This window comes from Streptomonospora mangrovi (assembly GCF_027604915.1).
GTDB classification, from domain to species: Bacteria; Actinomycetota; Actinomycetes; order Streptosporangiales; family Streptosporangiaceae; genus Streptomonospora; species Streptomonospora mangrovi.
Genome location: NZ_JAJAQC010000004.1, coordinates 217,065 through 243,423, shown reverse-complemented (window position 1 = coordinate 243,423; position 26,359 = coordinate 217,065). Strand labels below are relative to the sequence as shown.

The following is a 26,359-nucleotide window of genomic DNA, read 5'->3' as shown; positions in this document are numbered from 1 at the left end:
CGGTCTCAGCCGCGCAGGCCCGCGCCGGCGGCGATGGCGGCCAGCCCCTCCTGCGCGGTGCGCGACAGGGGCAGGTCGGCCAGCTCCTCGGTGGTGAACCAGGCGCAGTCGGCGGTGGAGCCCTCGACCTCGGTGACGCGGGGCGTGCCTGGGTCGGCGACGTGGGCGTGGAAGAACGTCCACACCGCGTAGGTCTGGGTGGTGGGCGTGCGGGGGTCGGGCGGGCGGTCGCTGCTGTGGTGGGTGATGGTGATGAGGGCGCCCACGCCGGCGTCCTGGTCGGTCTCCTCGGCGATCTCGCGGCGCAGCGCCGCGCGGGGGTTCTCGCCGTGGTCCACGCCGCCGCCGGGCAGGTGCCAGGTGTTCTCGCCGGGGAACCCGGGGGCGATCAGGCTGAGCAGCAGCCGCCCGGCGGGGTCGGTGACCACGCCGTAGGCGGCCAGGCGGCGCAGGGAGCGGCCGGGGCGCGCGGGCTCCTCCTCGACCAGGTCGGCGGGGGCGGGGAGCGCGGGCAGGGCCGCGGCGGCGCGCAGGGGCACGCGCCGCCCGGTGGGGGGCGCGGGGCAGGCGGCCAGGGGCGCGGTGTAGTAGAGGCGGTCGGTGTGCAGCTCCAGGGGACCCTCGGCGCTGTGCAGCAGGGTCAGTTCGGTGCGCACGTCGCGCGGGGTGAGCGGGGTGCCGGGGGGTGCGCCTGCGGCGGTGCGGGCGACCTGGGCGGGGTCCTCGCCGTAGCGGACGCGGCCGCCGGGCAGGGTCTCGCCGCCGTGCGGCGGGGCGTCGGGGTCGTCAGGCGAGGGCGGCAGCACGGCGCGGCCCTGGGGGTCGGTCCACAGCAGGTGGGCGGTGACGCGGCGGGCCGTGCGCGGCGCGGCGGGGGCGGCCATCACAGGACCGGGCCGGCGGGGCGGGCGGCGGCGGTGTGGGCGGCGCGTGCCAGGTTGCGGACCTCGTCCAGGCCGGTGACCACGGTGATGTCGTGGGGGGCGGCGGCCTCGCCGCCGTCGTGGCGGTCGATGAGCAGGGGGTGCAGGCCGGCGGCGATGGCGCCCAGGGCGTCGGCGCGGACCTGGTCGCCCACGTGCCAGGTGCGCGCGGGGGGCACGCCCACGCGCTGGCAGGCGACGTGGAAGATGCGGGGGTCGGGCTTGCCGGCGCCGACGGTGTCGGCGCACACGACCGCGCTGAAGTAGTCGGCGATGCCCAGCCGGGCGAGCTTGTCGGTCTGCAACTGCTCGATGCCGTTGGTGACCACGGCCAGGCGCACGCCGTTGCCGGCCAGGTCGTTGAGCACGGGGGCGACGTCGCGGAAGGGCGCCCAGGCGGAGCGGTGGGCGGCCAGGTAGCGCTGGTAGAGGTCGTCGCAGGCGGCGTCGGCGATGTGGGAGTGGCCGGCCTGGACGGCGAGGGCGCGCACGCGTTCGCGGCGCTGCTCGGCCAGGGTGAGCCGGCCGGCGATGTAGGCGCCGAAGGAGATGTCGGTCTGGACGTCCCAGAGGCGGCGCGCGGCGCCGAAGTCGGGGTGGCCCAGGAGTTCCATGAGGGTGCGCAGCCCGGCCGAGCTGGCGGCGCGGTCGTCGAGCAGGGTGTCGTCGAGGTCGAAGAAGATGGCCTCGGGGGCGGGGGCTGTAGCGGGCATGGGTCCTTTTCCGTGTATCCCGACTTGGGGGCAAACATCCCCACGATACTCGGCGAGCTGGGGAAACGCGGTTGGGGCCGTCCGTTGGCGGTGGAGCGGCCGGCGGGCCGCGGCCCCGGCGCGCACCCTCGCGGGGGGTGCGCCAGGTTGGAGGGCGCGCGCGGCGGCCAGGCTCCCGGGTGGCCGGATGAGGCCATCGCGCGGGCCGAGGAGGCGGGCGGGTCGGGGTCAGGGCACCCGCTGGCCGAAGGCGAGGGCGGCCACGGCGGTGGCGCCGGCCAGCAGCAGGGCGATGCCCACGAAGTGGGTGACGATCTCGCGGTCGACGGTCTCGCTGCCCAGGGAGGAGCCGATGTCGTCGTAGACCTCGGTCAGCTCGGCCTCGGACTCGGCCTCGTAGAAGTAGCCGTCGGTGTCCTGGGCCAGGCGCTCCAGGGCGTCCTTGTCGATGTCGGCCTCGACGGGTTCGCCGTTGATCTCGATGATGGCGGCGCCGGTGCCGAAGGCGATGGTGGAGACGGGCACGCCCATGTCGGCGGCGGCGCGGCTGGCCGAGGTGATGGGCCGGCCGCTGGTGTTCTCGCCGTCGGAGAGCAGCACGATGGCCGAGGGCGGGGGGTCCTCGCCGGCCTCCTCGTCGAAGGAGCTGATGGCCTGGAGCGAGGTGAACACGCCCTCGCCGATGGCGGTGCCCGGGGTCATCTGGAGGTTCTCGATGGAGTCGGTGACCGCCTGGTGGTCCTGGGTGGGGGAGGAGACCACGCTGGCGGTGGCCGAGAACACGACCAGGCCCACGTTGAACCGGTCGGGCAGGGACTCCACGAACCCGCGGGCGGACTCCTTGGCGGCGGTGAGGCGGTTGGGGTCGACGTCGTTGGCGGCCATGGAGGGCGACACGTCGATGGCGACCATGATGGTGGCGCGTTCGCGCGGGACCTCCACCGGCATGGCCGGGCGCGCCATGGCGCCGATCAGCACCGCGACGGTGAGGAAGAACAGGGCCGAGCTGAGGTGGCGCCACCAGCCGGGCCGCGCGGGGGCGACCCGGTCCAGCAGGGCGAGGTTGGTGAAGCGCAGCGTGTACTCGCGGCGGCGGTACTGGAGCAGCACGTAGACGGCGACGAGGGCGGCCAGGACCACAAGCAGCCACAGCCATCCAGCGGAGAGGAAGGTCACCCGGTCGTCCTTTCTGCCTGCCTGCGTGGGTCCTGCCGCGCGGCGCGCGGGTGCGGTCGGGCGGCGGGGGCCGCGGCGGCGCGCCCCCCGCGGGATCGCTTCAGCGCGGCACCGCCGGTGTGTGGCGGGCCAGGCGGTGGGCGGTGCGGCGCTGCTCGATCACGAACCGGGCCATGTCGACGACCCAGTCGCGGTCGGTGCGCAGCACCAGGTGGGGCACGCCGCAGCGGCGCAGTCCGGCGCGCACGGCGGCGCGCTGGGCCTGGGCCGCCTGGCGGTAGTCCGCCCGCACCCTGGGGGTGAGGCGGACCTCGCGGGTGCGCCCGGTCTCGGGATCCTCCATCGTGACCAATCCTATGTCGGGCAGGTCGAGTTCGCGGGGGTCCAGGATCTCCACCGCCAGGACCTGGTGGCGTCCGGCCAGGCTGCGCAGCGGCCGCTCCCAGGTGGCGGGCGCGGCGGGGCCGGAGTCGGGCGGGGTGTCGAGGAAGTCGGAGATGACCACGCGCAGGCCGCGCCGCCCGCGCGCGCGGGCGAGGTCGTCCACGGCGTCGGCGAGGGTGGCGCCGCCGGGCGGCGCGGGGCCGCTGGGGGGCGCGGCGGCCACGGTGGACAGCAGCGCCATCAGGGCGGCCTTGCCCGAGCGGGCGGGCCAGCGGCGCAGCCGGCCCCGGTGCAGGAAGTGCGCGCCGAAGCGGTCGCCCACGCGCTGGGTGAGGACGGTGACGGCGGCCAGGGCGCCGATGGCGATCTCGCGCTTTTGCTCGCGGACGGTGCCGAAGTCCATGCTGGCCGAGAGGTCCAGCAGGGTCCAGCTCTCCAGTTCGCGGTCGGCGACCAGGTCGCGCACGTGGGGGTGGGTGGTGCGGGCGGTGACCGACCAGTCCATCATGCGGACGTCGTCCTCGCCGGGCTGGTACATGCGGGCCTCGGCGGGTTCGCTGCCGGGGCCGGCGCGCAACCCCAGGTGCTCGCCGTGCAGCAGGCCCTCCAGTCGGCGGATGACGCGCAGGTCCAGGCGGTGCAGGGCGGCGTGCATGCGGGGGTCGAAGCCCGGTGCGACGTAGCGCTCGGCCATGGCGGGTGCCTACCGGGCGGCCACGGCGGCGGGGTCGCCGCCGGGCGGGTCGTCCCAGATGACGCGGGGCGGGGGGACGGTGGCAAGCACCCGGTCGACGATCTGGGTGGTGGTGACGCCGTCGGCCAGGGCGTCGAAGGTGAGCACGAGGCGGTGGGCCACGATGTCGCGGGCCAGCACGCGGACGTCCTCGGGCAGGACGTAGTCGCGGCCGCGGATGAGGGCCAGCGCGCGGGCGGCGGCGACCAGGCCCAGGGTGGCGCGGGGGCTGGCGCCGACCTCCAGGACGCGGCGGAGTTCGGGCACGCCGTAGTTCTCGGGTTCGCGGGTGGCCATGACCAGGCGCACGACGTAGTCGGCGATGAGCTGGTGGACGTGGACCCGCTCGGCGTCGCGCTGCAACTCCAGCAGGGTGACGGGGTCGAGGACCTGGTGGGGTTCGGGCGGGCTGGTGCTCATGCGGCGCAGGATCTCCATCTCCTCGTGCGCGCGCGGGTGGGGCACCACGACCTTCATCAGGAACCGGTCGCGCTGGGCCTCGGGCAGAGGGTAGACGCCCTCGGACTCCACGGGGTTCTGGGTGGCGATGACGACGAAGGGGTCGGGCAGGGGGTAGGTGGTGCCGCCCAGGGAGACCTGCTTTTCGGCCATGACCTCCAGCAGTGCCGACTGGACCTTGGCGGGGGCGCGGTTGATCTCGTCGGCCAGCACGAAGTTGGCGAAGACGGGACCCAGTTCGACGTCGAACCGCTCGGCGGAGGGGCGGTAGATGCGGGTGCCCACGATGTCGGAGGGCACGAGGTCGGGGGTGAACTGCACGCGGGAGAAGGAGCCGCCGGTGACCTTGGCCAGGGTGGACACCGCCAGGGTCTTGGCGATGCCGGGGACGCCTTCGAGCAGGCAGTGGCCGCGGGCGATGAGCGCGACCATGGTGCGTTCGACCATCTGGTCCTGGCCGACGATGACGGTGGAGACCTCCTGGAGGGCGGCGCGCAGCAGCCGGGTGGGCTCGCCGGTGGACTCCGCCGCCCCGCGCCGGCGCGGCTCGGGGCCGTCGTCGTGCCCGGCAGCGGCATCGGTGTCCGGCATGTCTCCCGCCTTTCCGCGGGCGGCGGGATACGCCTGTGCTCCGCCGCCGGGTACGTTGATGGTCACGCACCGGCGATGCTACCCGTTCGCGCCGTGAGGAACCGGTCGTGTCGGGGCATTGGTGTGGATGTTGCGACAAGCGCGAGGAGGGCTTCGCCGTGCCGCTGGCAGAGGAGGATCCGCGCCAGCTCGGGCCGTTCCGGCTGAGCGAGCGGGTCAGCTCCCGTGCCGAGGGGGTCGTCTACCGGGGGAGCGACGCGCGCGGGCGCGGGGTCACCGTGGCCATGCTCAGCGCGGGCGCGGCGGCCGACCCGGCGGCGCGCGACCGCTTCCGCGCGGCGGTGCGCAAGGGCGCGGGCGTGCCCGGCGCCCCCCGGGTGGCCGGGTCCAACCTGACGGGCACGGCGGCGGTGTGGGTGGCCGTGCGGGAGGGGCAGGGCAGCGGCGCGGAGGCGTTCCTGGCGCCGGTGGGCATAGCGGGGGCCGGGGCGGCGGGCGGGCTCGGTGCCGCCGGTAAGGGCGGTGCGGGCGGTGGGGCCGAGGCGGCCCCGGCCTATGCGCCCTACTGGGCCGGGCGCGGGGGCCGGCCGGCGGGCTCGGTGTGGTCGCGGGCCGTGGGGCTGCGGCGCTCCCCGCCGGGGGCGGCCGCGGCGGCGCACCCCAACTGGACCGTGGTGGCGGCCCTGCTGCTGGTGCTGCTGCTGTTCGGCGTGCTGATGGTGGTGCTGTTCCTGCTCTTGCAGACCGTGGCGCCGAGGGCCGGGCAGTCCCCGGACCCGCCGCCCTCCTTCACCCCCGGATCCCAGCCGCCCACCGAGGCGCCCACGCCCACGGGGGAGGGGACCACCCCCGATGAGGACGGCGACCAGCCCCTGCCCACCCCGTCGCCGGGCGGGCCGTCGGTGTCGCCCAGCGGCAGCGACGTGCCGTCGGTGGAGCTGGACGAGGACGACTACCCGCCGGGCGGAGTCCCGATGGACCCCGACGACCAGGCGTAGCCGTTGCCGGCGAGGTGATGCCGGCGGGGTCTCCGCCCCGCTCCGGTGCCCCGTTGGATCCTTGGCCACCGCCTCGGCTGATCGGACATAAGGAATCTACGGCGTAAAGGCGCTCGTCTCATCCCACGCGACGTGGCCGGGCACGAAGGCCAGGACGTCGCGCCCGCGACCGTCCATCCCCCGGTACCGGGGAGCGCCGGGCCAGCCCCTGTCCTCCAGCAGCCGAAGGAGCGCGCGCGAAGGCGCCGCGGGCGCCCGGGGGGCGGTGGACCGCGTCGCCGACGCGGACCACTCCGCTTTGCGAGCCGCCGGGCATAAAGGACTCCGCCATGCGGTCATCCTTCCCGAGCGCCGCCGCGCGGCACACCGGCGCGCCCCAGCGCGGTTGGCGCGCGCTGCGGTGCGGTAGGACGGCCAACGCGAGACCGCACACCAAGGTGAGGAGATGTGGCGATGGCGCTGCTGAGCGAGGAGCAGATCACCGAGGGCCTGGCGGGCCTGGAGGGCTGGGAGTGGGACCGCGAGGCGGGGGCGCTGCGGCGCAGTGTGGAGATGCCCGACTTCATCAGCGGCATCCACCTGGTCACCGCCGTGGCCCGCGCCGCCGAGGAGGTCGACCACCACCCCGACATCGACATCCGCTACACCACGGTCACCTTCCACCAGACGACCCACGCCGCCGGCGGGATCACCCGGGCCGACCTGGACATGGCCGCGCGGATCGACGCGCTGGCGGCCGAGGCGCTGCCCCGGAGCTGACCGCTCCGCCTGACCGGCCGGCCCCACACGGTACGCCGCCCGCGGCCCGCCGGGCCAGTTCGCGGCCACGGTCCGCGCCCGGTGCGCCGGGGCTCAGGCGCGGGGCGGCGGCGGGGCCAGGCGGGTGCGGCGGATCTTGCCCGAGGGGCTGCGCGGCAGGTGGTCGGCGAAGGTGATGCGGCGGGGGTAGGCGTGCGCGGCGAAGCGGGTGCGCACGGTTTCGCGCAGCTCCTCGGCGAGCCGGTCGTCGCCCTCAAGCCCCTCGTGCAGCACCACGGTGGCGGCCACCAGTTGACCGTGCAGGTCGTCGGGCACGCCGTAGACGGCGGCCTCGGCCACGGCCGGGTGCTCCAGCAGGGCCGACTCCACGTCGAAGGGGCCGATGCGGTAGCCGGAGGTGAGGATGGCGTCGTCGTCGCGGGAGGCGAAGTACAGCCGCTCCTGGCGGTCGCGGGTGCCGGTGTCGCCGGTGAGGTACCAGCGGCCGTCGGGGGTGAACCGCGCGGCGGTGGCGGTGGGGGCGTCGGCGTAGCCGGTGAACCACATGAGGGGGCTGGCCTTGGTGTCGACGGCGATGCGGCCGAAGGCGCCGGGGGGCGCCTCCTCGTCGGCGACGGGCTCCAGCACGGTGACCGTCCAGCCGGGCAGGGCGATGCCCAGGGAGTCGGGGGCGGGTTCGTCGGTGAGGCCGGGGTGGTTGGGGTGGCCCACGCACATGCCCAGTTCGGTCTGGCCGTAGTGGTCGCGCACGGCGACACCGAAGGCGTCGGCGGCCCAGTCGACGACGTCGGCGCTGAGGGGTTCGCCGGCGCTGGAGAGGCGGCGTACGGCGATCTCGGGCGGCATGGTCTTCAGGGTGGCGCGCAGGGTGCGGTAGACGGTGGGTGAGGCGGCGAGGTTGGTGACCTCGTAGGTGGCCAGCACGTCGAGGGTGAGTTCGGGGTCGAAGCCGGCGCGCAGGTGCAGGGTGCGGTGGCCGGCGAGCAGGGGTGAGATGAGGCCGTGGTAGAGGCCGTAGGTGCCGCTGGGGTCGGCGGTGTTCCAGTAGACGTCGTCGGCGTCCACGTCGAGGCCGTAGTGGTGGTAGGCGTGGAAGGCGGCCAGGGCGCGTACGGGGACGGGGATGGCGCGGGCGCCGCCGGCGGCGCCGGAGGTGTGCAGGAGGAGGAAGGGTGCGCTGCCGCCGACGGCGGCGGGGCGCGGGGGCGGTGCGCCGGCGCCCAGGGCGGTGAGGGACTCCAGGGTGTGGTCGCCGGGGTGGGCGGTGGGGCCGGTGGTGGCGATGAGGCGGCCGGGGGCGGACTCGAGTTTGGCGCGCTGGTCGTCGTCGCAGACCACGAGTTTGGCGGCGGGGTGGGCGAGGCGGTGGGCGATGGCGGTGGGGGCGAAGGCGGTGAGGAGGGGGACGTGGACGGCGCCCAGGCGCCAGACGGCCAGGGCGGTGACGGCGAGGTCGGTGCCTTTGTCCAGGAGGGTGGCCACGTGGTCGCCGCGGCCGATGCCCGCGGCGGCCATGCCGGCGGCGAGCGCGGCGGAGCGGTCGGCGAGTTCGCCGTAGGTGAGGTCGCGGGAGTCGAGGTCGGGGCCGATCTCGGTGAGGGCGACGCGGTCGCGGGGGTGGCGCTCGCACAGCAGGTGGGCTACGGCGGCGGTGGGGCTGTCGTAGGCGGCCAGCCAGTCGCGGACGTGCTGCGCCGGGTCGGGCATCGGTGGTGGTCCCCTTGTCCGGTGGTCGGGCGGGTTGTGCGGTCTCGTACCAGAGTATGTCCCTGTGTGTGATGGTCGCCTCTGGAGCGGGCGACGCAGGTCTCACGGGGTGCGGGGGTGGTGTGGCGGCGGTGCGGCGGGGTCGCCAGGATGGGGGCATGGACGCTGCTGCGGTGACACGACGGTTCGGGTTGGGCGAGGCGGTTCGGGTGTGGCTGGAGGAGGCCGCGGACCTGCCGCTGCCCGAGGGCGGGGTGCCGGTGGCGCCGCCGGAGCGGGCGCGGGCGGCGGTGGCGCCGCTGGGGCTGGCGCCGGGTGATGCCGAGGAGCTGGTGGCGGCGTGGCCGGACGCGGGGTGGCCGGTGGAGCTGCTGTGGGTGGTGGAGCGGATGTATGCCCGGTTGGCCGACGACCTGGCGCGGGGGCGGCGGGAGTGGCGCGACTGGCCGGTGCTGGTGGAGGCGGCGGACGTGCGGGTGCGGTGCGCGGTGCTGGTGGCGCTGGCGGCGGCGGTGCCGCTGCTGCGGGCCCATCACGCGGCACACGGGGTGCCGGAGGAGGTGTCGGCGGCGACGGTGGCCGACACCGGGCGGCATGTGGCCCAGACGCGCACCATGTACGGGCGGCTGGGGTTGGAGACGTCGACGTGGATGGCGCTGCACTTCCGCGGCGGGCTCTATGAGTTGGGGCGGTTGCAGTACGAGCCGAACCGGGCGGGTGCGGAGGGGCCGGTGGCGTGGTATCCGCGTGAGGAGGCGGCGCGGCGGGGGCCGGAGTGGGCGTGGGGGGCGCCGGTGCTGCGGCTGCACATCCCGGTGATGGGTCGGCTGGACGCGGCGCGGGTGGGGGAGTCGCTGGGGCGGGCGCGGGGGTTCTTCCGCGCGCACTTGGGGGTGGACTACCCGTTGGCGTCGTGCTCGTCGTGGCTGCTGGACCCGCAGTTGGCGGAGTACCTGCCGGAGTCCTCCAACATCGTGGCGTTCCAGCGGCGGTTCACGCTGGTGGAGGAGGAGCGGGAGGTGTCGGGTGACGCCGACGTGTTCCGGTTCGTGTTCTGGCGGCCGCGGGTGGAGGTGGAGGCGGTGCCGCAGCGGACGCGGCTGGAGCGGGCGGTGGTTGCGCACCTGCGGTCGGGGCGGCACTGGCGGGTGCGGACGGGGTGGCTGCGGCTGGACTAGGCCCCAGGGTCAGGGGGTGTCGGGGGGCGGGGGGTCGTCGGCGGGGTCGGGGCGGCTGGTCCAGCCGCTGGTGCGGACGCGGCCCGCGCCGTCGCATTCGCGGCAGCGGCGGGGCACGACCATCTCGCCGGTGAGGTCGCTGCCGCCGTAGCCGACGACGGTGACCCGCAGGCCGCTGCCCTGGCAGGCTTGGCACACGATCATCAGGTCCATCCCCGCAGCATAGGGGCTGATCGGGCGGGGTGCGGGGCTCAGGCGGGGGCGGTGAGGTCCAGGGCGGCGAGCAGGGCGGTGACGTGGCGCTGGTCGTGTTCGAGGACGGGGGCGTACTCGCAGACGGCCACGCCCACGACGTCGTGGTGGGCGGTGATGGCGGCCAGGGTCTGGGCGACGTGGTGGGGGCGGGGGCCGCCGGGGGCGGGGACGCCGACGGCGGGCAGGTCGGCGGGGTCGCAGACGTCGAGGTCGAGGTGGATGTAGGCGGGTGAGCCGGCGGGGCGGCCGGCGGTGGGGGCGTGGGGGTGGCGGGCGAGGTCGCCGGGGTGGTGGTGGGCGATGCGGTGGGCGGTGATGTGGTCGCGTTCGGGCGGGTCGAGGTCGCGGGTGCCCACGAGGACGACCTGGGCGGGGGTGAGGGCGGGGCGGGCGGGGGCGCCGGTCATGTCGGGGTGGCCCTCGCCGAGCAGGGCGCGCAGGCCCATGCCGTGGGCGGTGCCGCTGGGGGAGGTGCGGGGGGTGTTGAGGTCGGCGTGGGCGTCGACCCAGTAGAGGGTGAGGCCGGGGTGGCGGGCGGCGAGGTGCTGGACGGCGGGGATGTCGCAGGCGCAGTCGCCGCCGAGGGTGAGGACGCGGTGGGGGTCGCGGTGGGCGAGGCGGTCGCGGGTGCGGTGGAGGGTGTCGGCGACGGAGTCGAGGTTGCGGATGCCCTCGCGGGTGTGGCGGGGGGCGTCGGGGACGGCGACGTGGAGGCGGCCGGTGCTGGTGGGGACCAGGCGGGCGAGTTCGGCGGCGCCGGCGGCGACGCGGAGGTCGTCGGCGCCTTGCCAGAGAGGGATGACCAGATCGACGTCGCGCTGCCACACCATGGACCCCACCCTAGGGCCGGTGCGGGTGGGCGGGGCGGGTTTTGGGCGGGGGCGGGTGTCCGGCGGTGGCCGGAAGGTGGGGCCGGTGCGCCCTTGACACGCGGGGGTCAGGCGGCGGGTTTGGCGGCGGTGACGCGCAGGCGGCGGTAGTCGGCCCACCAGGAGCCGCTGTGGTGGAGGCGGGGGCGCAGGCGGTCGGCGAGGTGGGCCAGGAAGGCGTCGGGGTGGGGGACGCCGTCGATGAGGTGGGAGCCGAACATGCGCACCCAGGCGGCGAGGCCGTCGTCGCCTTCCAGGCGGGTGGGGCGGTCGAACAGCCAGGCGCCGGTGACGGTGAGGCCGGCGGCGGCCAGGACGGCGGAGTACTCGGCGATGTCGGGGAAGTACCAGGGCTGGGCGGCGGGCGGCAGGTTCTGTTCGGCGCGCAGGGCGCGGGCGGCGGTGTCGATGGCGGCGACGTTGCCCTGGCCGCCGAACTCGGCGGCCAGGCGCCCGCCGGGTCGCAGGGCGGCGGCCAGGGCGGTGGCGGCGGCCGGGGCCTCGGGGATCCAGTGGAGGGTGGCGTTGCTGAAGACGGCGTCGAAGTCGGCGTCGGCGAGGTGGAGGGTGCGCAGGTCGGCCACGCGCAGGTCGAGGTCGGGGAAGCGGTCGCGGGCGCGCTGGACCATGTCGGGGCTGGCGTCGACGCCGACGACGTGGGCGCCGGTGGCGCGCAGGGCGTCGGTGAGGTCGCCGGTGCCGCAGCCGGCGTCCAGGACGCGTTCGCCGGGGCGGGGGTCCAGGTCGGTGATGAGGTCGGTGCCGTAGGCGGCGACGAAGGCGTGGCGGGTGTCGTAGAGGTGGGGGTTCCACTGGTGTGCTGCCATGGGGGCAACCTACCGTGTTGTCTCATTGATTGGTATTGGCATCTCATATCGCGAGAATTTCGGGCGGCGGGGCGGCGCGTCGGGCTCCGAATGTGCGCGGGGGATGCGCTTTGCGGGCCTCCCTGAGAGAATTCACAGGAATTTCGGTGCAACGACTTGTTTGTAACGAGGAGATCACGCCACCATGGTGGGATCGTCGGGTGTGTCGCCGCCGCGTCGCACCGGGCGGTTTCGCATCCGGTGAACCTGTGACCCTCGGTGACCCCGTGGCCCCGTACGGAAATGCGCCCGTGACCATAGACACCCGTTCCGCACTCCACCGTCCCCCGTCCCCGTCGGCGGCTCCCGCGGCCGCGCGCCGGTTCCTGCCCGAGGTGCAGGGGCTGCGCGCGGTGGCGGTGCTGCTGGTGCTGATCTACCACGTCGACCACGACCTGCTGCCCGGCGGCTACGTCGGCGTCGACGTGTTCTTCGTGATCTCCGGCTTCCTGATCACCACCCTGCTGCTGCGCGAGGCGCGCGAGACCGGCCGGGTGTCCCTGGCCGGGTTCTACGTGCGCCGGATCCGGCGCATCCTCCCGGCGGCCGGGCTGGTGCTGGCCGTCACCGGCGCGCTGTCGTTCGTGCTGCTGCCCTCGCCGCGGCTGCTGGACACCGCGATGCAGTTGGCGGCGAGCGCCTTCTACGTGGAGAACCTGTTCCTGGCCGACCAGGCGGTGGACTACCTGGCGGCCGAGACCGCGGCCAGCCCGGTGCAGCACTTCTGGTCGCTGGCGGTGGAGGAGCAGTTCTACCTGGTGTGGCCGCTGCTGTTCGTGGGCTGGGCGGCCCTGCCGCGCCGGCGGCGCAGCACGTGGTGGGTGCTGGGGGGCGCGGCCGCGGTGCTGGCGGCCTCCGTCGCCTACTCGGTGGTGCTGACCCCCGACAGCCCTCAGCAGGCGTACTTCCTGCCCCAGACCCGCATGTGGGAGCTGGCGGTGGGCGGTGTGCTGGCGGTGGTGCTCAGCCGCCGCGAGGTCCCCGCGGCGCTGCGGTGGGTCCTGGGCTGGGCGGGCCTGGCGGCCATCGGCGCCGCCGCCTGGTACTACAGCGACGAGACCGCGTTTCCGGGGTGGGCGGCGGCGCTGCCGGTGCTGGGGGCGGCCGCGGTGATCGCCGCCGGGCACAACGGGCGGTTCTCCTCCTATGAGCTGCTGTCCACCGCGCCGGCCCGGTTCGTGGGCGACATCTCCTATGCCCTGTACCTGTGGCACTGGCCGCTGATCGTGTTCACCATCAGCATGACCGACGCCGACACCCTCACCCCGCTCTACGGCGCCCTGGTGGTGGTGGCCTCCTTCCTGCTGGCCTGGGCCACCAAGGTCGCCGTGGAGGATCCGGTGCGCCGGTTCGGGCTGCTGCGCACCGGGCGTTCGGCGGCGGTGTTCGCGGTGGTCTCGGCGCTGGCCGTGGGGCTGATCGCGGCCGGCCAGTACGCCCGGTTCGAGGGGCTGCGCAGTGTGCGGTTCGACCCGGTGGTGCACGTGGGGCCCTCGGCGCTGGCCACCTCCGAACCCGAGGGCTCGCCCGAGGAGCCCACCTACCCCTCGCCGGTGACCGCGGCCGACGACCTGCCCTCGGTCTACGGCGACGGCTGCCAGGCGTCGGTGCCCGAGGTCGCGCTGAACCCCTGCGTCTACGGCCCCGAGGACGCCGACACCACGGTGGCGGTGGTGGGCGACTCCCACGCCGCGCACTGGGTGCCGGCGCTCCAGCGCCTGGCCCACGAGCGCGGGTGGCGGGTGCACACCTTCACCAAGTCCTCCTGCGGGTTCACCTCGGCCACCCTGTGGCTGTCGGACAAGAACCGCGACTACACCGAGTGCGTGGAGTACAACGACGCCGTGGTGCGGGAGCTGACCGGCGAGCTGCGCCCCGACCTGGTGTTCACCAGCTCCAGCACGATGGCCGACCTCTCGGGCGCGGAGTCCAAGAGCCAGGACCGCGCCGAGATCGCGGCGGGCATGGCGAGCCTGTGGGAGCCGCTGGAGGAGGCCGGCAGCGAACTGGTGGTCATCCGCGACACCCCCAAGTCGCGGCCCCGCCTGCCCGAGTGCGTGGCGCGCCACACCCGCGCGCCCGGGGAGTGCGCCAACACCCAGGCCGAGGCGTTCGCCGAGGACGACCCCCAGGTGATCGCCGCCGAGGAGACCGACGCCGACGTCACCCTGGTCGACCTCACCGACGAGTTCTGCGTGGGCGGCACCTGCCCGCCGGTGATCGGCAACGTGCTGGTCTACCGCGACAGCCACCACCTGACCGCCACCTACTCCCGGCTGCTGGCGCACTCCCTGGCCGAGGCCGCCGGCGAGGTCCTGCGGGTGTGAGGGGTGCGCCCCGGCCCGCGCGGTGCGGGTCGGGGCGCACCCACCCGCACCGCCCGTGCGGGGCGGGGTGTGAGTACGGAATTTGAGTACGCGTACTCGGGTGCGCGGGCCGGGCGCGGACCAGCATGGTGCCATGAGCACCACACCGGTCCGGCCCGCCACCACCTCGGCCTTCTTCCTCCAGTCGGCGCTGTCCTTCGGGATCTCGGGGATCGCGGTGTCGGCGGGCATCGTGTTCCTGCCCGTGGACGCCTGGATGCGCGCGTTCCTGGCCCTGGGCGTCCTCTACGTGGTCACCTCGGCGTTCACCCTCGCCAAGTGCGTGCGCGACCGCCACGAGGAGACCACCGTCTCCAGCCGGGTCGAGCAGGCCCGCCTGGACAAGCTGCTCGCCGAGCACGACCCGTTCAAGGTCGACCCCGTCTGACGCGGCGCGGCCCCCCCACCGCCCCCCCCCGGCGGCGGTCGGTGCGGGGGCCGCGCCCTCAGCGCGCGCCCAGCAGCGCGGCCACCCGGGCGCCCGCCCAGGCCTCCGCGGCGCCGGGGCGCCCGGCCAGGTAGGCGCCCGCCCGCGCGGGGCTCCACCCGTGGGCGGCGAGCAGGCCCGCGCCGATCACCGCCAGGTAGGCGGCCGCGGGCGCGGCGGGCGCCACGTCGGCCTGGGACCAGTGGGCGGTGAAGGTGAAGGCGGGGCGGCCCTCGATGTCGCCCAGCCGCAGCAGGGTCTCGTAGCGGCCCGGCCCCAGCCGCAGCCGCTCCCCGGGGGCCAGGGCGCGCAGGTCGGGCGGGTCGCCCGGGTCGCGGTACATCTCCTGGGCGGCGATGTCGGCGAACTGCCCGGCGGTGACCAGGTAGGCCCGGGCGGGCGCGGCTCCGGGCAGGCCGGGGTCCAGCATCGCCAGCCCGCCGCCCCACATGGGCGAGGCCAGGGCGAAGTAGATGCCGCCGGGCAGCCAGACGCGCCGCACGTCGCGCGGGGGGCGGGTGTCGCTGCAGCCGGGGTTGGCGCGGCTGCCGCCCGGCGGGACGCCCCCGGCCAGGTAGCAGTCGAAGCGGTCGCGGGACATGTTGGCGCCGTAGCTGGCGTACCACACCAGGTTGTGCACGCGCGGGCTCCTTGGTCGCCGGGGGCTCGGGGGACTCGGAGGCTCGGGGCTTCGGGCCTCGGGCTTGGGGTTCGCCGGGGCGGGGCGCGGGTGTCAGGCGGGGGCGCTACCGGCCGGTGCCGTGTCGGCGCGGGCGGAGCCCACCGGGGTGTCGCCCTGGGGTGCGGTGCCGGCCGGGGCGGTCAGGCGGCGCTCGAAGCACACGCTGGCCGGGGCGCCGACGTAGGGGCCGAACTGGGGGATCTCGCGGTAGCCGCAGCGCTCGTAGAGGCGGATGGCCTCGGGCTGGAGGGGGCCGGTCTCCAGGCGGACGACCGTGGCGCCGCGCTCGCGCCCGGCCTCCTCCAGGGCGTGCAGCAGCAGCCCGCCGATGCGGCGGCCGCGCCACTGGGGGACCACGTACATGCGCTTGATCTCAAAGGCGGTGTCGTCGATGCGGCGCAGGGCGCCGCAGCCGATGGCCTCGCCGGTGTCGGCGTGGTGGGCGGTGAGGAACAGCGCGACGCTGTCGGAGGAGGGCTTGGCCCCGGCCTCCAGGTCGGCGCCGTAGCGCTCCAGGGTCTCGCGCTCCTGGTCGGCCCGCAGGCGCGCCCCGGCGGCGTCGTCCCAGGGTGTCTGCCGGATCTCGATTCGCACGACTGGTGAGCCTAGCCGCCCTGGGCGGTGGCGGCAGCCAACGGGGGCGCCTGGTGGGGGCGCAGCCGGTACAGGACGTGGCGCCGCAGGCGGTGGCCGGGGGGCAGGTCGGGGTGGTCGAAGTCGTCGGCGGGGTCGCGGGTCATGCCCAGGCGGCGCATGACGGCCTGGGAGCGGAGGTTGTCCACGGCGGTGAAGGACACGATCTCACCGAGCCCGGCGCGGGTGAAGCCGTGGTGCACGGCGGCGGTCGCGGCCTCGGTGGCACAGCCCTGGCCCCAGGCGTGGTGGGCCAGGCGCCAGCCGACCTCCACGGCCGGGGTGAAGTGGGCGGTGAAGGCGGGGCGGGACAGGCCGGTGAAGCCGATGAAGGCGCCGGTGGCGGCGACCTCCACCGCCCACAGCCCGAACCCTTCGGCGGCCATGCGCGCCTCGATGCGATCGGCCAGCGCGTCGGACTGGGCGCGGGTGAGGGGCGCGGGGAAGTGCTCCATCACCCGGGGGTCGGCGTTGAGGCGGGCGAAGGGCTCGCGGTCCTCGGGTCGCCAGGGCCGCAGGATGAGGCGTGCGGTGCGCAGCCGGACCTCTGCCGCGGCAGGCCGGGAGGAGTCACGGTCACCCATGCCGCGCAGCCTACCCCGGCACACCCGGCTTTCACGGCGGCGGTGGGCGGCGGCGGTGGCGTGAGCAACGGGGCGGCGACGGCGAACCGGTGGTCCGAGCGGGCGGTCACCGGGCAGCCCACCGCCGTTGCCACCCCGTCACTACCTCGGCCATCCGCCCCAAGGGCCGATGGCCGCACCCCGACCCCTCCGCTGCCCTCGGTGCCTCGTCGGGAGCTTGGCCATCGCCCCGCCGGGCGGTCATCAAGGGCCTCGCCTCACCCCGGTGCCCCGTGGCCGCACCCGGAGCCAGGGCGCGGGGACGGGTCAGGCGCGGCGGCCGGTCAGGGCCAGCAGGCGGGTCTGGGCGTCGGCGTCCTCGCCGACCGGCACGGGGGCGGCGAACATCGAGGTCGCGCCGAAGTCCTGGCGGCGGGTCCAGTCCAGGACGGCCTCGACCAGGCCGGGGTCGAGCTTCTCCTCGGCGCCGATCGCGCGGGCCAGGTCCCAGGCGTGCACGGTGAGGTCGAAGGTCATCTGCCACAGGTAGACCTCGCCGGGCACGTCGCCGAAGGACAGGTGGACGGTGCGGTCCAGGGTGCCGGGCTGGAGCCAGTTGGCGCGCGCCTCCCGTGAGGCGACCTCCCAGGTGGCCACGGGCTCGTCGCCCAGCATGTCGCCCTCGAACCGGTCGCCGGCGCCGGCGGTGTCGCCGCCGGCCAGCAGGTAGGGCACCCACAGTTGCTCGCCGGTGATGTGGTTGACCAGGTCGTGGACGTCCCAGTCGGTGCAGGGCGTGGGGTCGGCCCACTGGGTGGCCTGGATGGCGCGCACGCGCTGGTCGAACTCGGAGACGGCCTGGCCGTGCAGGTCCAGCAGTGGGGACATTTCGGCGTTCTCCTCGCGCTCGGGGCACAGACGTCGCCGACTCCTACCCGGTGAGAGGCGGGGCAATCGGGGCGGGTGCCCGGCGCGCGCCCGGGGGGCCGGGGAGGAAAGGAGGGAGGGGGCGGGGTCAGGCCACCAGGTCCCACTCGCCGAGTTGGGCGGTGATGCGGGCGGCGACCTCCTCCAGGGCGGCCGGGGTGAACACCAGGCCCTCGGAGAGCATGAGGTCGCGGGAGTAGACGGCGTGCTCGCCGAGGGCGACCTCGCCGCGCGGGCAGACCCGGGCGGTGCCGTCGGCGGCGACGGCGATGACCGCGTCAGGGGTCGCGTGCAGCAGGGCCATGATGTGGCCGAAGAGGTGCGTGGACGGGGGCATGGGTCCTTTCCGATGGCCGCGCCGGGTGATGGTGGCTGCCGTGGCGCGAAGCGACGGCGGGGCGCGGCCGGGCCAGTGTCTCAGGTCGCGCGCCGGTACGCGTTCTCCACCGGTTTCGGCCCCGCGTTTGAGGACGACCGAAACCCGGGGGAGGGGGAGGAGCGGCGCCGCGAGCGGTCCGCCTCCGCCGGCGGCGAGCCGGTCGAGCGCGGCGCGGCGGTCCGACATCGGCGCAGGTGGAGGCGGTGGTTCGGGTGCGGCGGCACCCGCGCCGGGCCGCGCCAGGCGGCGTCGCCGACATGGCCGCAGGCGGCCACACGCCGACGCCCCACCGTGTTCCCCCGCCACAAGTGCGCCAACCCCTCGGAACGGTGAACAATCGGTGCCCGTAGCCTTGGGGGCGCCCCACCGCCGCCCGAGGGAGCCGTGATGCGGGTCCTGCTCGTCGACAACCACGACTCCTACACCCACAACCTGGCCCACCTCGTCGCCGGGGTCACCCGGCAGGCGCCGCGCGTGCTCGCCAACGACGACGCGCGGCTGCCCGGCCTGGACCTGGCGGACTTCGACGCCCTGGTGGTCTCGCCCGGCCCCGGCCGCCCCCACAACCCCCGCGACCTGGGCGCCTTGCCGCGCCTGCTGGCGGGCGCGCGGCTGCCCGTGCTGGGGGTGTGCCTGGGCCACCAGGCCATCGCCCACCTGGCCGGTGCGGTGGTGGCGGCCGCGCCGGTGCCCCGCCACGGCCACCTCACCACCGTCACCCACACCGGCACCGGGCTGTTCGCCGGGCTGGTGCCCGGGTTCACGGCGGTGCGCTACCACTCTCTCGCCGTGGCCGCGCCGCTGCCCGCCCACCTGGAGGCGCTGGCCTGGGCCGAGGACGGGGTGGTGATGGCGCTGCGCCACCGCGCGCTGCCGCGCTGGGGCGTGCAGTTCCACCCCGAGTCCGTTGCCTCCGAGCACGGCCGCGACCTGGTCGCCAACTTCGCCGCCCTGGCGCGGGAGGCGCGCGCCTCCCGGCTCGGCCATGCCGCACCCGGCCCGACACCCGACCTGGCGCCGCCCCTGAGGATCGGCCCGGCGTCGCCCGCGCCGGTGCCTTCCGGCCCGGCGCCCGGCCCGCCGTCTGGTCCGACGCCGGGCGGTACGGCCGGGGAGGCCCGCTCGGCACTTTGGGCGCGCCCGGCCGCGCCCGGCCCCGCATCGGTCGCCGCGCCCGGCCCCGTGCTCCTCGGAGGCGAGGACCTGGCCGTGCGCACCCTGCCCCGGGCCGTGGCCGGCGAAGCCGCCTTCGGCCTCCTCTACGCCGGCTCCGACCACGCCTTCTGGCTGGACAGCGGCAGGCTGGGCGCCACCGGTCGGTTCTCCTTCCTGGGCGACGCCGGGGGACCGCGCGGCGAGGTGCTGACCTACCGCGTCGGCGAGGGCGCCGTGCGCGTGGCCCGCCCCGGCGCCCGCGAGCGGCGCGAACCGGGCACCGTCTTCGACGCGCTGCGCCGCCGCCTGCCCGACCGGCCGCGCCCGGCCTCCGGCCTGCCCTTCGACTTCACCGGCGGCTACGTGGGCTACCTGGGTTATGAGGTCAAGGCCGACTGCGGCGGGCGCGCCGCCCACCGCGCCGACACCGCCGACGCGGTGTGGCTGCGCTGCGACCGGTTCGTCGCCGTGGACCGCACCGGGGGCCGCACCTACGCCGTGGCCTCGGGTCCGGGCGCCGAGGAGTGGGCGGCGGCCACCGCCGCGCGCCTGGCCCGCCTGCCCGCCGAGCCCGCGCCCCCACCCGCCCCCCACCCCGCGCCGCACGCGGGCGCCCCCGCCGCCCGGTGGGAGCCGCTGCTGGAGCGCGGGCACTGTGGCTACCTGGCCGACATCAAGGAGTGCCTGGACCTGCTCGCCCTGGGCGAAAGCTATGAGATCTGCCTGACCAACCGGCTGCGCGCGCCCGCGCCCCAAGAGGACGACCTGGCCTTCTACCGGCGGCTGCGCCGCTCGGCCCCCGCGCCCTACGCCGCGCTGCTGCGGCTGGGCGCCACCGCCGTCTTCAGCGCCTCACCCGAGCGGTTCCTGCGCATCGGCCCCGACGGGCGCGCCGAGAGCCGCCCCATCAAGGGCACCGCGCCCCGCCACCCCGACCCCGCCGTCGACGCCCGCCTGGCCCAAGCGCTGCGCACCGGCGCCAAGACCCGCGCCGAGAACCTGATGATCGTCGACCTGCTGCGCAACGACCTGGCGCGGGTGTGCCGGGTGGGCAGCGTCGAGGTACCGGCGTTCATGTACACCGAGTCCCACGGCACCGTGCACCAGCTCGTGTCCACCGTGCGGGGCCGGTTGAGCGGCGGCGTCCACCCGGTGGAGGCGGTGCGCGCCTGCTTTCCGGCGGGGTCGATGACGGGTGCGCCCAAGGAGCGCACCATGGAGATCATCGACGCGCTGGAGGGCTCGGCGCGCGGCGTCTACTCCGGCGCGCTGGGCTACTTCTCCCACCAGGGCACGGCCGACCTCAGTGTCGTCATCCGCACCGCCGTGCGCCACGGCGGCCGCCTCACCGCGGGGGCGGGCGGCGCGATCGTGCTGGACTCCGACCTCGAGGAGGAGTACGCCGAGATGCTGCTGAAGGCGGGCGTGCCGCTGTCGGCCCTGGCTCCCGCCCCCACGTCCCCGTCCCCGTCCCCGGCCGCGGAGTCTGCCTGAACCGGTGACGGCGCCGGCTGCCAGCCGGTGGCCGGTGGGCCGGGCGGGCGGGGAGTGGTGGGGTGGGCGGTCCGCCTGCCGGTGGTCGGTGGGGGGCGGGGCGGCGACGGCCGCCGGTGGTGTGGGCGGGCGGGAACGGCGGGGCGGTGGCCCCGCAGCGGTGGCGTGCCCGGACTCCTGGCCCACCCCGGTGCCCCGCCGCCACCCCGCCACCGCCCCCGGGCGCCCGCCCGGGGGCGGCTCAGCCCTTCGGGCGCAGGGAGGCCGCCGCCCGGGCCAACTCCTCCACGCGGGGCCAGTCGCCGCCCGCCACCGCGTCGGGCGGGGTGAGCCAGGTGCCGCCCACGCAGCCCACGTTGGGCAGGGCCAGGTAGTCGGGCGCCGACTGCGGGGTGATACCGCCCGTGGGGCAGAACCGCACCTGGGGCAGCGGGCCGGAGAGGGACTTCAGGTAGGCGCGCCCGCCCGCCGCCTCGGCGGGGAAGAACTTCATCGCGCTCACCCCCTCCTCCAGCAGCGCCAGCGCCTCAGACGCGGTGGCCACCCCCGGCAGGGCCGGCAGGCCGCTGTCGCGCATGGCCGCCAGCAGGCGCGGGGTGCAGCCCGGGGAGACCAGGAAGGCCGCGCCCGCCTCGGCCGCCGCGCGCACCTGCTCGGGCGAGGTCACGGTGCCGGCGCCCACCACGGCCCCGGGCACCTCGGCCGCGATGCGCTCGATGCCCTCCAGGGCCGCCTCGGTGCGCAGCGTCACCTCGATGGCGGCCAGCCCGCCGGCCACCAGGGCGCGCGCCAGCGGCACCGCCGCGTCCGCCGATTCCAGCACCACCACCGGGATCACCGGGGCCAGGGCGAAGAGGTCCTCACTGCTGCGCGGGGTCATCGGGCGTCTCCTTGGCGGTTGAGTCCAGGCACTGCTCCAGGCGGGCGGCCGCGCCGAGCAGGGCCGGGTCGGGCGCCACGATCAGGCAGGTGGCGATGCCCTTGAGGTAGTCGGTCATCGGCGGCTTCTCCTCGAAGCGGCGGCGCAGCCCGCTCGCCCGCACCAGCGCGGTGATACGAGGCAGGATGCCACCGCCCAGGTACACGCCGCCGGTCGCCCCCAGGGTCAGGGCGGCGTTGCCGGCGAACCCGCCCAGCAGGTCGCAGAAGACCTCCAGGGTCTCCGCGCACAGCGGGTCCCGGCGGTCGGCGCAGATCTGGGCGGCGGTGCGGCGGGGGTCGGGCAGCCCGCGCAGCCGCGCCAGGGCGCCGTGCAGCCGGGCCAGGCCCGGCCCGCTCAGCAGGTCCTCGGCGGTGACGGTCGCCCGCTCGGCGCGCAGCAGCTCCACCACCGCCGTCTCGCGGGGGGTGGCGGCGGGGACGTCGACGTGGCCGCCCTCGCCTGAGACCGGCACCCAGCCGCCGCCGGGCACGGGCACCAGCCCGGCCACGCCCAGTCCGGTGCCCGGCCCCAGCACGGCCTTGGGGTCCTCGGCGCGGGGCGGCGGACCGCCCAGGGGCACCACGTCGCCCTCCTCCAGGCGGGGCAGCGCCATGGCCAGCGCGGCGAAGTCGTTGACGACCTCCAGGTGGTCCATGCCGAGCCGGCGGCGGGTGTGGTCCACCGAGAAGTCCCAGGCGGAGTTGGTGAGCTTGACGCGGTCGCCGGTGACGGGGCCGGCCACCGCCACGCAGGCGGCCGCCGGAGGGCCCGCCGCCCGGGCGCCGGTCAGGTAGGCGGTGGCGGCGGCGGCCAGGTCGGGGTGGTCGGCGCCCTCCAGGCGCGCCACCCGCGCGGGGCGGGCGCCGGGGGCCTCCAGCAGGCCGAAGCGGGCGTTGGTGCCGCCGATGTCGGCGACGAGCCAGGGGCGCTCGGGGGAGGGCGGGGCGAGGCGGGCGGCGGTCACCGCAGCGCCCCGAAGACGCCGGCGCCCTGCTCGGCGGGTCCCACCGCCGCGCGGAAGGCGGCGAACAGCTCGCGCCCGGTGCCGGCGCCGGAGCCGCCGGGCGGCGCGGCGGCCGGGCGGGAGTCCAGGTCGGCCAGCACCTCCAAAGTGCCGGCGGCGGCGTCCAGGCGCACCGGGTCGCCGTCGCGCACCCGGGCCAGGGGGCCGCCGGCGGCGGCTTCGGGGGAGACGTGGATGGCGGCGGGCACCTTGCCCGATGCCCCCGACATGCGCCCGTCGGTGACCAGGGCGACGCGGTGGCCCCGGTCCTGGAGGACGCCCAGCGGCGGGGTGAGCTTGTGGAGTTCGGGCATGCCGTTGGCGCGGGGCCCCTGGAAGCGGACCACGGCCACGAAGTCGCCCTCCAGTTCGCCGGCGGCGAACGCCTCCTGGAGTTGGGCCTGGCTGTCGAAGACGCGGGCGGGGGCCTCGATGACGTGGCGCTCGGGCGCCACCGCCGAGACCTTCACCACCGCCCGGCCCAGGTTGCCCGCCACCATCCGCAGCCCGCCGTCAGGGCTGAAGGGGTCGTCGGCGCCGCGCAGCACGGTGGTGTCGGCGCTCTCCTTGGGTTCGTCGCCCCAGACCAGGCCGTCCTCGGTGAGGCGGGGGCGCCGGCGGTAGCGGGCCAGGCCGGGGCCGGCCACGGTGGCGACGTCCTCGTGCAGCAGGCCGCTGTCCAGGAGTTGGCCGATGAGGTAGGCCATGCCCCCGGCGGCGTGGAACTGGTTCACGTCGGCGGCGCCGTTGGGGTACATGCGGGTCAGCAGCGGCACGACCTCCGACAGCGCGGCGAAGTCGTCCCAGGTCAGCTCGATGCCCGCGGCGGCGGCGACGGCCACCAGGTGCAGGGTGTGGTTGGTGGAGCCGCCGGTGGCCAGCAGCGCCACCACCGCGTTGGTGACGGCCCGCTCGTCGACGACCTCGCCGATGGGGGTGTGGTGTTCCCCCAGGGCGGTGAGCCCGGTGACGGTGCGCCCGGCGGCGGCGGTCAGCGCCTCGCGCAGCGGGGTGCCGGGCGCCTCGAAGCTGGCGCCGGGCAGGTGCAGGCCCATGACCTCCATGAGCATCTGGTTGGAGTTGGCGGTGCCATAGAAGGTGCAGGTGCCCGGGGCGTGGTAGGCGGCCGACTCGGCTTGCAGGAGCTGGGTGCGGTCGGCCTTGCCCTCGGCGAAGAGTTGGCGGATGCGCGCCTTGTCGTTGTTGGGCAGACCCGAGGGCATGGGTCCGGCGGGGACGAAGGCCACCGGCAGGTGCCCGAAGGACAGGGCGCCGATGAGCAGGCCGGGCACGATCTTGTCGCACACCCCCAGCATGAGCGCGCCGTCGAACATGTCGTGGGACAGCGCCACCGCGGTGGCCATGGCGATCACGTCGCGGCTGAACAGCGACAGTTCCATGCCCGCCCGGCCCTGGGTGATGCCGTCGCACATGGCGGGCACCCCGCCGGCGAACTGGGCGACGCCGCCGGCCTGGCCCACGGCGCGCTTGAGCAGGGCCGGGTAGGTCTCCAGCGGCTGGTGGGCCGAGAGCATGTCGTTGTAGGCCGAGACGATGGCGATGTTGGGCTTGGCCGAGGCGCCCAGGTCGCGCTTGTCGGCCGCCGAGCAGGCGGCGAACCCGTGGGCGAGGTTGGTGCAGCCCAGGGCGGCGCGGGCGGGCCCCTGGGCCGTCGCGGCGCGGACGCGCTCCAGGTAGGCGGCGCGGGTGTCGGCGCTGCGGTCGGCGATGCGCCGGGTGACCTCGGCGACGCGGGGGTGGGGTGTCATGGCGAAGGCTCCTCTGGGTGCCGGGCGCGGGGCGCGGGCGCTGCGGCGCTCGCGCGGGCGGCTGCGGTGCGGGTGGGGGGTGCGGCGGTGCGGCCGAAGGCGGAGGGCGGTGCGCCGCGCGGCGCCGGGTGCCCGCCCGCCGGCGGCGGGGGCGGCGCGGTGGCGGGCATGGGCGCGGACTCCAGAGGCGGCGGGCGGATGCGGCGGGGTGCGGGGGGTGGGACGGCGGTGTCCGGCGGGGTCAGGGCCGGGTGGCGCCGAGGCCGGGCGCCGCGGGGGCGGTCCGACCTCGGGGTTTGTGAGCTTCCGGCAACATAACCGGAACTTCGGCGACGTGACAAGCGTAACTTCTGAACTTTTCATGACAAAAGTACGCGACTTTGATGCTTCCGCAGTGCACAGGCCCCGTCCACGCGCGCCCCACTACCGACGAACGTGCTTCAATGGGCCATGCCCAAGCCCACCTCGGCCGCAGCCGTCTCCAGCGGCCACGTCCTGCGGCTGGTCCGCGACGGCCGGGCCGCCACCCGCGCCGACATCGGCCGCCTCACCGGCCTGTCGCGCCCGGCGGTGGCCCTGCGCGTGGGCGAGCTGATGCGCTTGGGACTGGTCACCGAAGGCCAGGCCGCGCCCTCCAGCGGCGGGCGCCCGCCCGGGCGGCTGGAGTTCAACGCCGCCGGCGGGGTCGTGCTCGCCGCGACGCTGGGCATCTCCACCAGCCAGGTCGCCGTGTGCGACCTGGCCGGGCGCGTGCTGGCGCAGGACTCCGGCTCCCCTGAGGTCGAGCACGGCCCCCACGCCGCCCTGCCCTGGCTGCTGGACGCCTGGGCCAAGCTGCTGGCCGCCTGCGGGCGCGGCGCGGCCGACGTGCGCGGCACCGGTGTCGGGGTGCCCGGCACCGTGGAGTTCGCCACCGGGCGCGCCGAGACCCCGCCGGTGCTGGCCACCTGGGGCGGCATCGAGATCCGCCCCCTGGTGGCCGAGCGCTTCCCCGCCCCCGTCCTGCTGGACAACGACGTCAACGTGATGGCGCTGGGCGCCCACCGCACCCACCACGCCGACGTCGACGACTTGGTCTTCGTGAAGGTCTCCACCGGCATCGGCGCCGGCATCGTGGCCGGCGGCGCGCTGCTGCGCGGCTCCCTGGGCGCCGCCGGGGAGCTGGGCCACATCCCCGTCCGCGACGGCGCGGGCACCCCCTGCCGCTGCGGCAACACCGACTGCCTGGAGGCGGTGGCCGGCGGGCACGCGCTGCTGGGGGCCATGGCGCGCGCCGGGCGGCCGCTGGGAGGCCTGGCCGACCTCGCCGCGCTGGCCCAGGACGGCGACCCCGAGGCGGTGCGGCTGGTGCGCGGGGCCGGGCGCCGCCTGGGCGAGGTCCTGGCGGGCGCGGTCAACCTGCTCAACCCCGAGGTGGTGGTGCTGGGCGGGCTGCTGGGCGGCGCCTACGACCACCTGGTGGCCGGGGTGCGCGAGGTCGTCTTCCAGCGCTCCACCGCGCTGGCCACCCGCCAGTTGCGCATCGTGCCCAACGCCGCCGGCGACCAGGCCGGCCTGCGCGGCGCCGCCGCCATGGTCCTGGACCGGGTGCTGGCCCCCGAGGCCGTCAACGCCGCCATCGCCACCGCCCGCGCCACCGGCGCCTAGAGGAGGGCGCATCCGGGGCGCCGGGTGCGCCCCCGCCGCCCCTCCGGCGGCGCCGTTGCGCAGGTCAGCGCGGCGCCACTAGCCTGGGTGGCCCAGCGGTGACAAGGGAGGCGCCATGGCCGCGCGACCGCCCGGCGGGCCCGGCCCCGCCTCCGGCCCAGCCGACCCGTCCGACTCCTCCGGCGCGCCCGCGCCGGTGCGCCCCTCCGCGGGGGCCGAGGAATCGGTGCTGCGGCGCACCGGGCGCCCGCTGGCCGACTGGTTCGCCGCGCTGGACGCCTGGGGCGCCGCCCGGTGCACCCACACCGAGACCGCCCGCCACCTCACCGGCGAGCACGGCCTCCCCGGCTGGTGGGCCCAGCACATCACCGTCGCCTACCAGCAGGCGCGCGGGCTGCGCGCCCCCGGGCAGCGGGCCGACGGCCGGTTCTCGGCCAGCGCCTCCAAGACCGTGGCCGCCCCCGCCGAACGCGTCTTCGCCGCCTTCGCCGACCCCGACCTGCGCGGCGCCTGGCTGCCCGACGCCGAACTGGCCGTGCGCACCGCCACCGCGCCCACCTCCTTCCGCGCCGACTGGACGGCTGACGGCACCCTGGTGGCCGCCTACCTCACCGCCCAGGCCCCCGACCGCACCCGCGTGGGGCTCCAGCACGAGAAGCTGGCGGACTCCGCGGCCGCCGCCCGGATGAAGACCTACTGGCGGCAGCGGCTGGCGGCGCTCAAGGAGCTGCTGGAGCGCTGAGCCCACCCCCGCGGCCGCACCGTCGCCCGTCCGGCGCGC

General features: G+C 76.3%; 25 protein-coding genes. 8 read left to right on the top strand and 17 right to left on the bottom strand.

The window, feature by feature from the left end:
• Positions 1-5 precede the first annotated feature (5 nt).
• The 5 genes from LG943_RS03950 to LG943_RS03930 form a co-directional block, all read right to left on the bottom strand.
• The gene (locus tag LG943_RS03950) at positions 6-884 is read right to left on the bottom strand and encodes an NUDIX hydrolase (RefSeq protein ID WP_270070774.1); all 879 of its coding nucleotides are present in this window, start codon (positions 882-884) and stop codon (positions 6-8) included.
• A complete protein-coding gene (locus LG943_RS03945) occupies positions 884-1,636 on the bottom strand; it encodes an HAD family hydrolase (protein ID WP_270070773.1) in 753 nt (250 codons plus the stop codon). Before LG943_RS03945 ends, LG943_RS03950 begins: the two co-directional genes overlap by 1 nt.
• A 228-nt stretch (positions 1,637-1,864) precedes the next feature.
• On the bottom strand, positions 1,865-2,812 hold the full coding sequence (locus LG943_RS03940) for a VWA domain-containing protein (protein WP_270070772.1): 948 nt from the start codon (positions 2,810-2,812) through the stop codon (positions 1,865-1,867).
• A gap of 100 nt (positions 2,813-2,912) precedes the next feature.
• Positions 2,913-3,890, bottom strand: coding sequence for a DUF58 domain-containing protein (locus LG943_RS03935; protein WP_270070771.1), 978 nt, complete (start codon positions 3,888-3,890; stop codon positions 2,913-2,915).
• Between the two features lie 9 nt (positions 3,891-3,899).
• Positions 3,900-4,979 (bottom strand): AAA family ATPase, encoded by a 1,080-nt coding sequence (locus LG943_RS03930; RefSeq protein ID WP_270070770.1) that lies wholly within the window; start codon positions 4,977-4,979, stop codon positions 3,900-3,902.
• Positions 4,980-5,137: 158 nt separating this feature from the next.
• Between LG943_RS03930 and LG943_RS03925 the strand changes: the two genes are divergently transcribed.
• A complete protein-coding gene (locus LG943_RS03925) occupies positions 5,138-5,977 on the top strand; it encodes a hypothetical protein (protein ID WP_270070769.1) in 840 nt (279 codons plus the stop codon).
• A gap of 453 nt (positions 5,978-6,430) precedes the next feature.
• Positions 6,431-6,736 carry a 4a-hydroxytetrahydrobiopterin dehydratase gene (locus tag LG943_RS03920; protein WP_270070768.1) on the top strand — a complete coding sequence of 102 codons (306 nt, stop codon included), beginning with the start codon at positions 6,431-6,433 and terminating at the stop codon, positions 6,734-6,736.
• A 93-nt stretch (positions 6,737-6,829) separates the two neighbouring features.
• Here LG943_RS03920 and LG943_RS03915 read toward each other — a convergent pair whose 3' ends face one another.
• Entirely contained in the window at positions 6,830-8,443 is a 1,614-nt protein-coding gene (locus LG943_RS03915) for an AMP-binding protein (protein WP_270070767.1), read from the bottom strand.
• A gap of 158 nt (positions 8,444-8,601) precedes the next feature.
• Between LG943_RS03915 and LG943_RS03910 the strand changes: the two genes are divergently transcribed.
• A complete protein-coding gene (locus tag LG943_RS03910; RefSeq protein WP_270070766.1) occupies positions 8,602-9,621 on the top strand; it encodes an acyltransferase domain-containing protein in 1,020 nt (339 codons plus the stop codon).
• A 9-nt stretch (positions 9,622-9,630) separates the two neighbouring features.
• Here LG943_RS03910 and LG943_RS03905 read toward each other — a convergent pair whose 3' ends face one another.
• From LG943_RS03905 to LG943_RS03895, 3 genes are all read right to left on the bottom strand, one after another.
• Complete coding sequence (locus tag LG943_RS03905) at positions 9,631-9,834, bottom strand: hypothetical protein (protein WP_270070765.1); 204 nt, start codon at positions 9,832-9,834, stop codon at positions 9,631-9,633.
• A gap of 38 nt (positions 9,835-9,872) precedes the next feature.
• Positions 9,873-10,706: an arginase family protein gene (locus LG943_RS03900; protein ID WP_270070764.1), complete on the bottom strand. Its 834-nt coding sequence runs from the start codon at positions 10,704-10,706 to the stop codon at positions 9,873-9,875.
• Positions 10,707-10,813: 107 nt separating this feature from the next.
• Positions 10,814-11,572: a class I SAM-dependent methyltransferase gene (locus LG943_RS03895; RefSeq protein ID WP_270070763.1), complete on the bottom strand. Its 759-nt coding sequence runs from the start codon at positions 11,570-11,572 to the stop codon at positions 10,814-10,816.
• A 290-nt stretch (positions 11,573-11,862) separates the two neighbouring features.
• On the opposite strand from LG943_RS03895, the gene LG943_RS03890 reads away from it, so the two are divergent.
• Positions 11,863-13,938, top strand: a complete 2,076-nt coding sequence (locus LG943_RS03890) for an acyltransferase family protein (protein ID WP_270070762.1) — start codon at positions 11,863-11,865, stop codon at positions 13,936-13,938.
• A 133-nt stretch (positions 13,939-14,071) separates the two neighbouring features.
• Positions 14,072-14,365 carry a YiaA/YiaB family inner membrane protein gene (locus tag LG943_RS03885; RefSeq protein WP_270070761.1) on the top strand — a complete coding sequence of 98 codons (294 nt, stop codon included), beginning with the start codon at positions 14,072-14,074 and terminating at the stop codon, positions 14,363-14,365.
• A 58-nt stretch (positions 14,366-14,423) separates the two neighbouring features.
• On the opposite strand, the gene LG943_RS03880 is transcribed toward LG943_RS03885, so the two are convergent.
• The 5 genes from LG943_RS03880 to LG943_RS03860 form a co-directional block, all read right to left on the bottom strand.
• Entirely contained in the window at positions 14,424-15,044 is a 621-nt protein-coding gene (locus LG943_RS03880) for a histone deacetylase (RefSeq protein ID WP_333486322.1), read from the bottom strand.
• Between the two features lie 93 nt (positions 15,045-15,137).
• On the bottom strand, positions 15,138-15,680 hold the full coding sequence (locus LG943_RS03875) for a GNAT family N-acetyltransferase (protein ID WP_333486321.1): 543 nt from the start codon (positions 15,678-15,680) through the stop codon (positions 15,138-15,140).
• Positions 15,681-15,691: 11 nt separating this feature from the next.
• Positions 15,692-16,303, bottom strand: coding sequence for a GNAT family N-acetyltransferase (locus tag LG943_RS03870; RefSeq protein ID WP_270070760.1), 612 nt, complete (start codon positions 16,301-16,303; stop codon positions 15,692-15,694).
• 306 nt (positions 16,304-16,609) lie between these two features.
• Complete coding sequence (locus tag LG943_RS03865) at positions 16,610-17,170, bottom strand: TIGR03086 family metal-binding protein (protein ID WP_270070759.1); 561 nt, start codon at positions 17,168-17,170, stop codon at positions 16,610-16,612.
• Between the two features lie 127 nt (positions 17,171-17,297).
• Complete coding sequence (locus LG943_RS03860; RefSeq protein ID WP_270070758.1) at positions 17,298-17,546, bottom strand: hypothetical protein; 249 nt, start codon at positions 17,544-17,546, stop codon at positions 17,298-17,300.
• Between the two features lie 429 nt (positions 17,547-17,975).
• Between LG943_RS03860 and LG943_RS03855 the strand changes: the two genes are divergently transcribed.
• The gene (locus LG943_RS03855) at positions 17,976-20,237 is read left to right on the top strand and encodes a chorismate-binding protein (RefSeq protein WP_270070757.1); all 2,262 of its coding nucleotides are present in this window, start codon (positions 17,976-17,978) and stop codon (positions 20,235-20,237) included.
• A gap of 241 nt (positions 20,238-20,478) precedes the next feature.
• On the opposite strand, the gene eda is transcribed toward LG943_RS03855, so the two are convergent.
• The 3 genes from eda to edd are packed head-to-tail and all read right to left on the bottom strand — an operon-like array spanning position 20,479 to position 23,931.
• Entirely contained in the window at positions 20,479-21,117 is a 639-nt protein-coding gene (eda, locus tag LG943_RS03850) for a bifunctional 4-hydroxy-2-oxoglutarate aldolase/2-dehydro-3-deoxy-phosphogluconate aldolase (protein WP_270070756.1), read from the bottom strand.
• Complete coding sequence (gene glk, locus LG943_RS03845; protein WP_270070755.1) at positions 21,098-22,123, bottom strand: glucokinase; 1,026 nt, start codon at positions 22,121-22,123, stop codon at positions 21,098-21,100. Before glk ends, eda begins: the two co-directional genes overlap by 20 nt.
• Positions 22,120-23,931, bottom strand: coding sequence for a phosphogluconate dehydratase (gene edd / locus LG943_RS03840; protein WP_270070754.1), 1,812 nt, complete (start codon positions 23,929-23,931; stop codon positions 22,120-22,122). The genes glk and edd overlap by 4 nt, the downstream gene beginning before the upstream one ends.
• A gap of 450 nt (positions 23,932-24,381) precedes the next feature.
• On the opposite strand from edd, the gene LG943_RS03835 reads away from it, so the two are divergent.
• Together LG943_RS03835 and LG943_RS03830 are read left to right on the top strand one after the other, a co-directional pair.
• Complete coding sequence (locus LG943_RS03835; RefSeq protein ID WP_270070753.1) at positions 24,382-25,578, top strand: ROK family transcriptional regulator; 1,197 nt, start codon at positions 24,382-24,384, stop codon at positions 25,576-25,578.
• A gap of 115 nt (positions 25,579-25,693) precedes the next feature.
• Complete coding sequence (locus tag LG943_RS03830) at positions 25,694-26,320, top strand: DUF4287 domain-containing protein (protein WP_270070752.1); 627 nt, start codon at positions 25,694-25,696, stop codon at positions 26,318-26,320.
• The last annotated feature ends 39 nt before the right edge of the window (positions 26,321-26,359 follow it).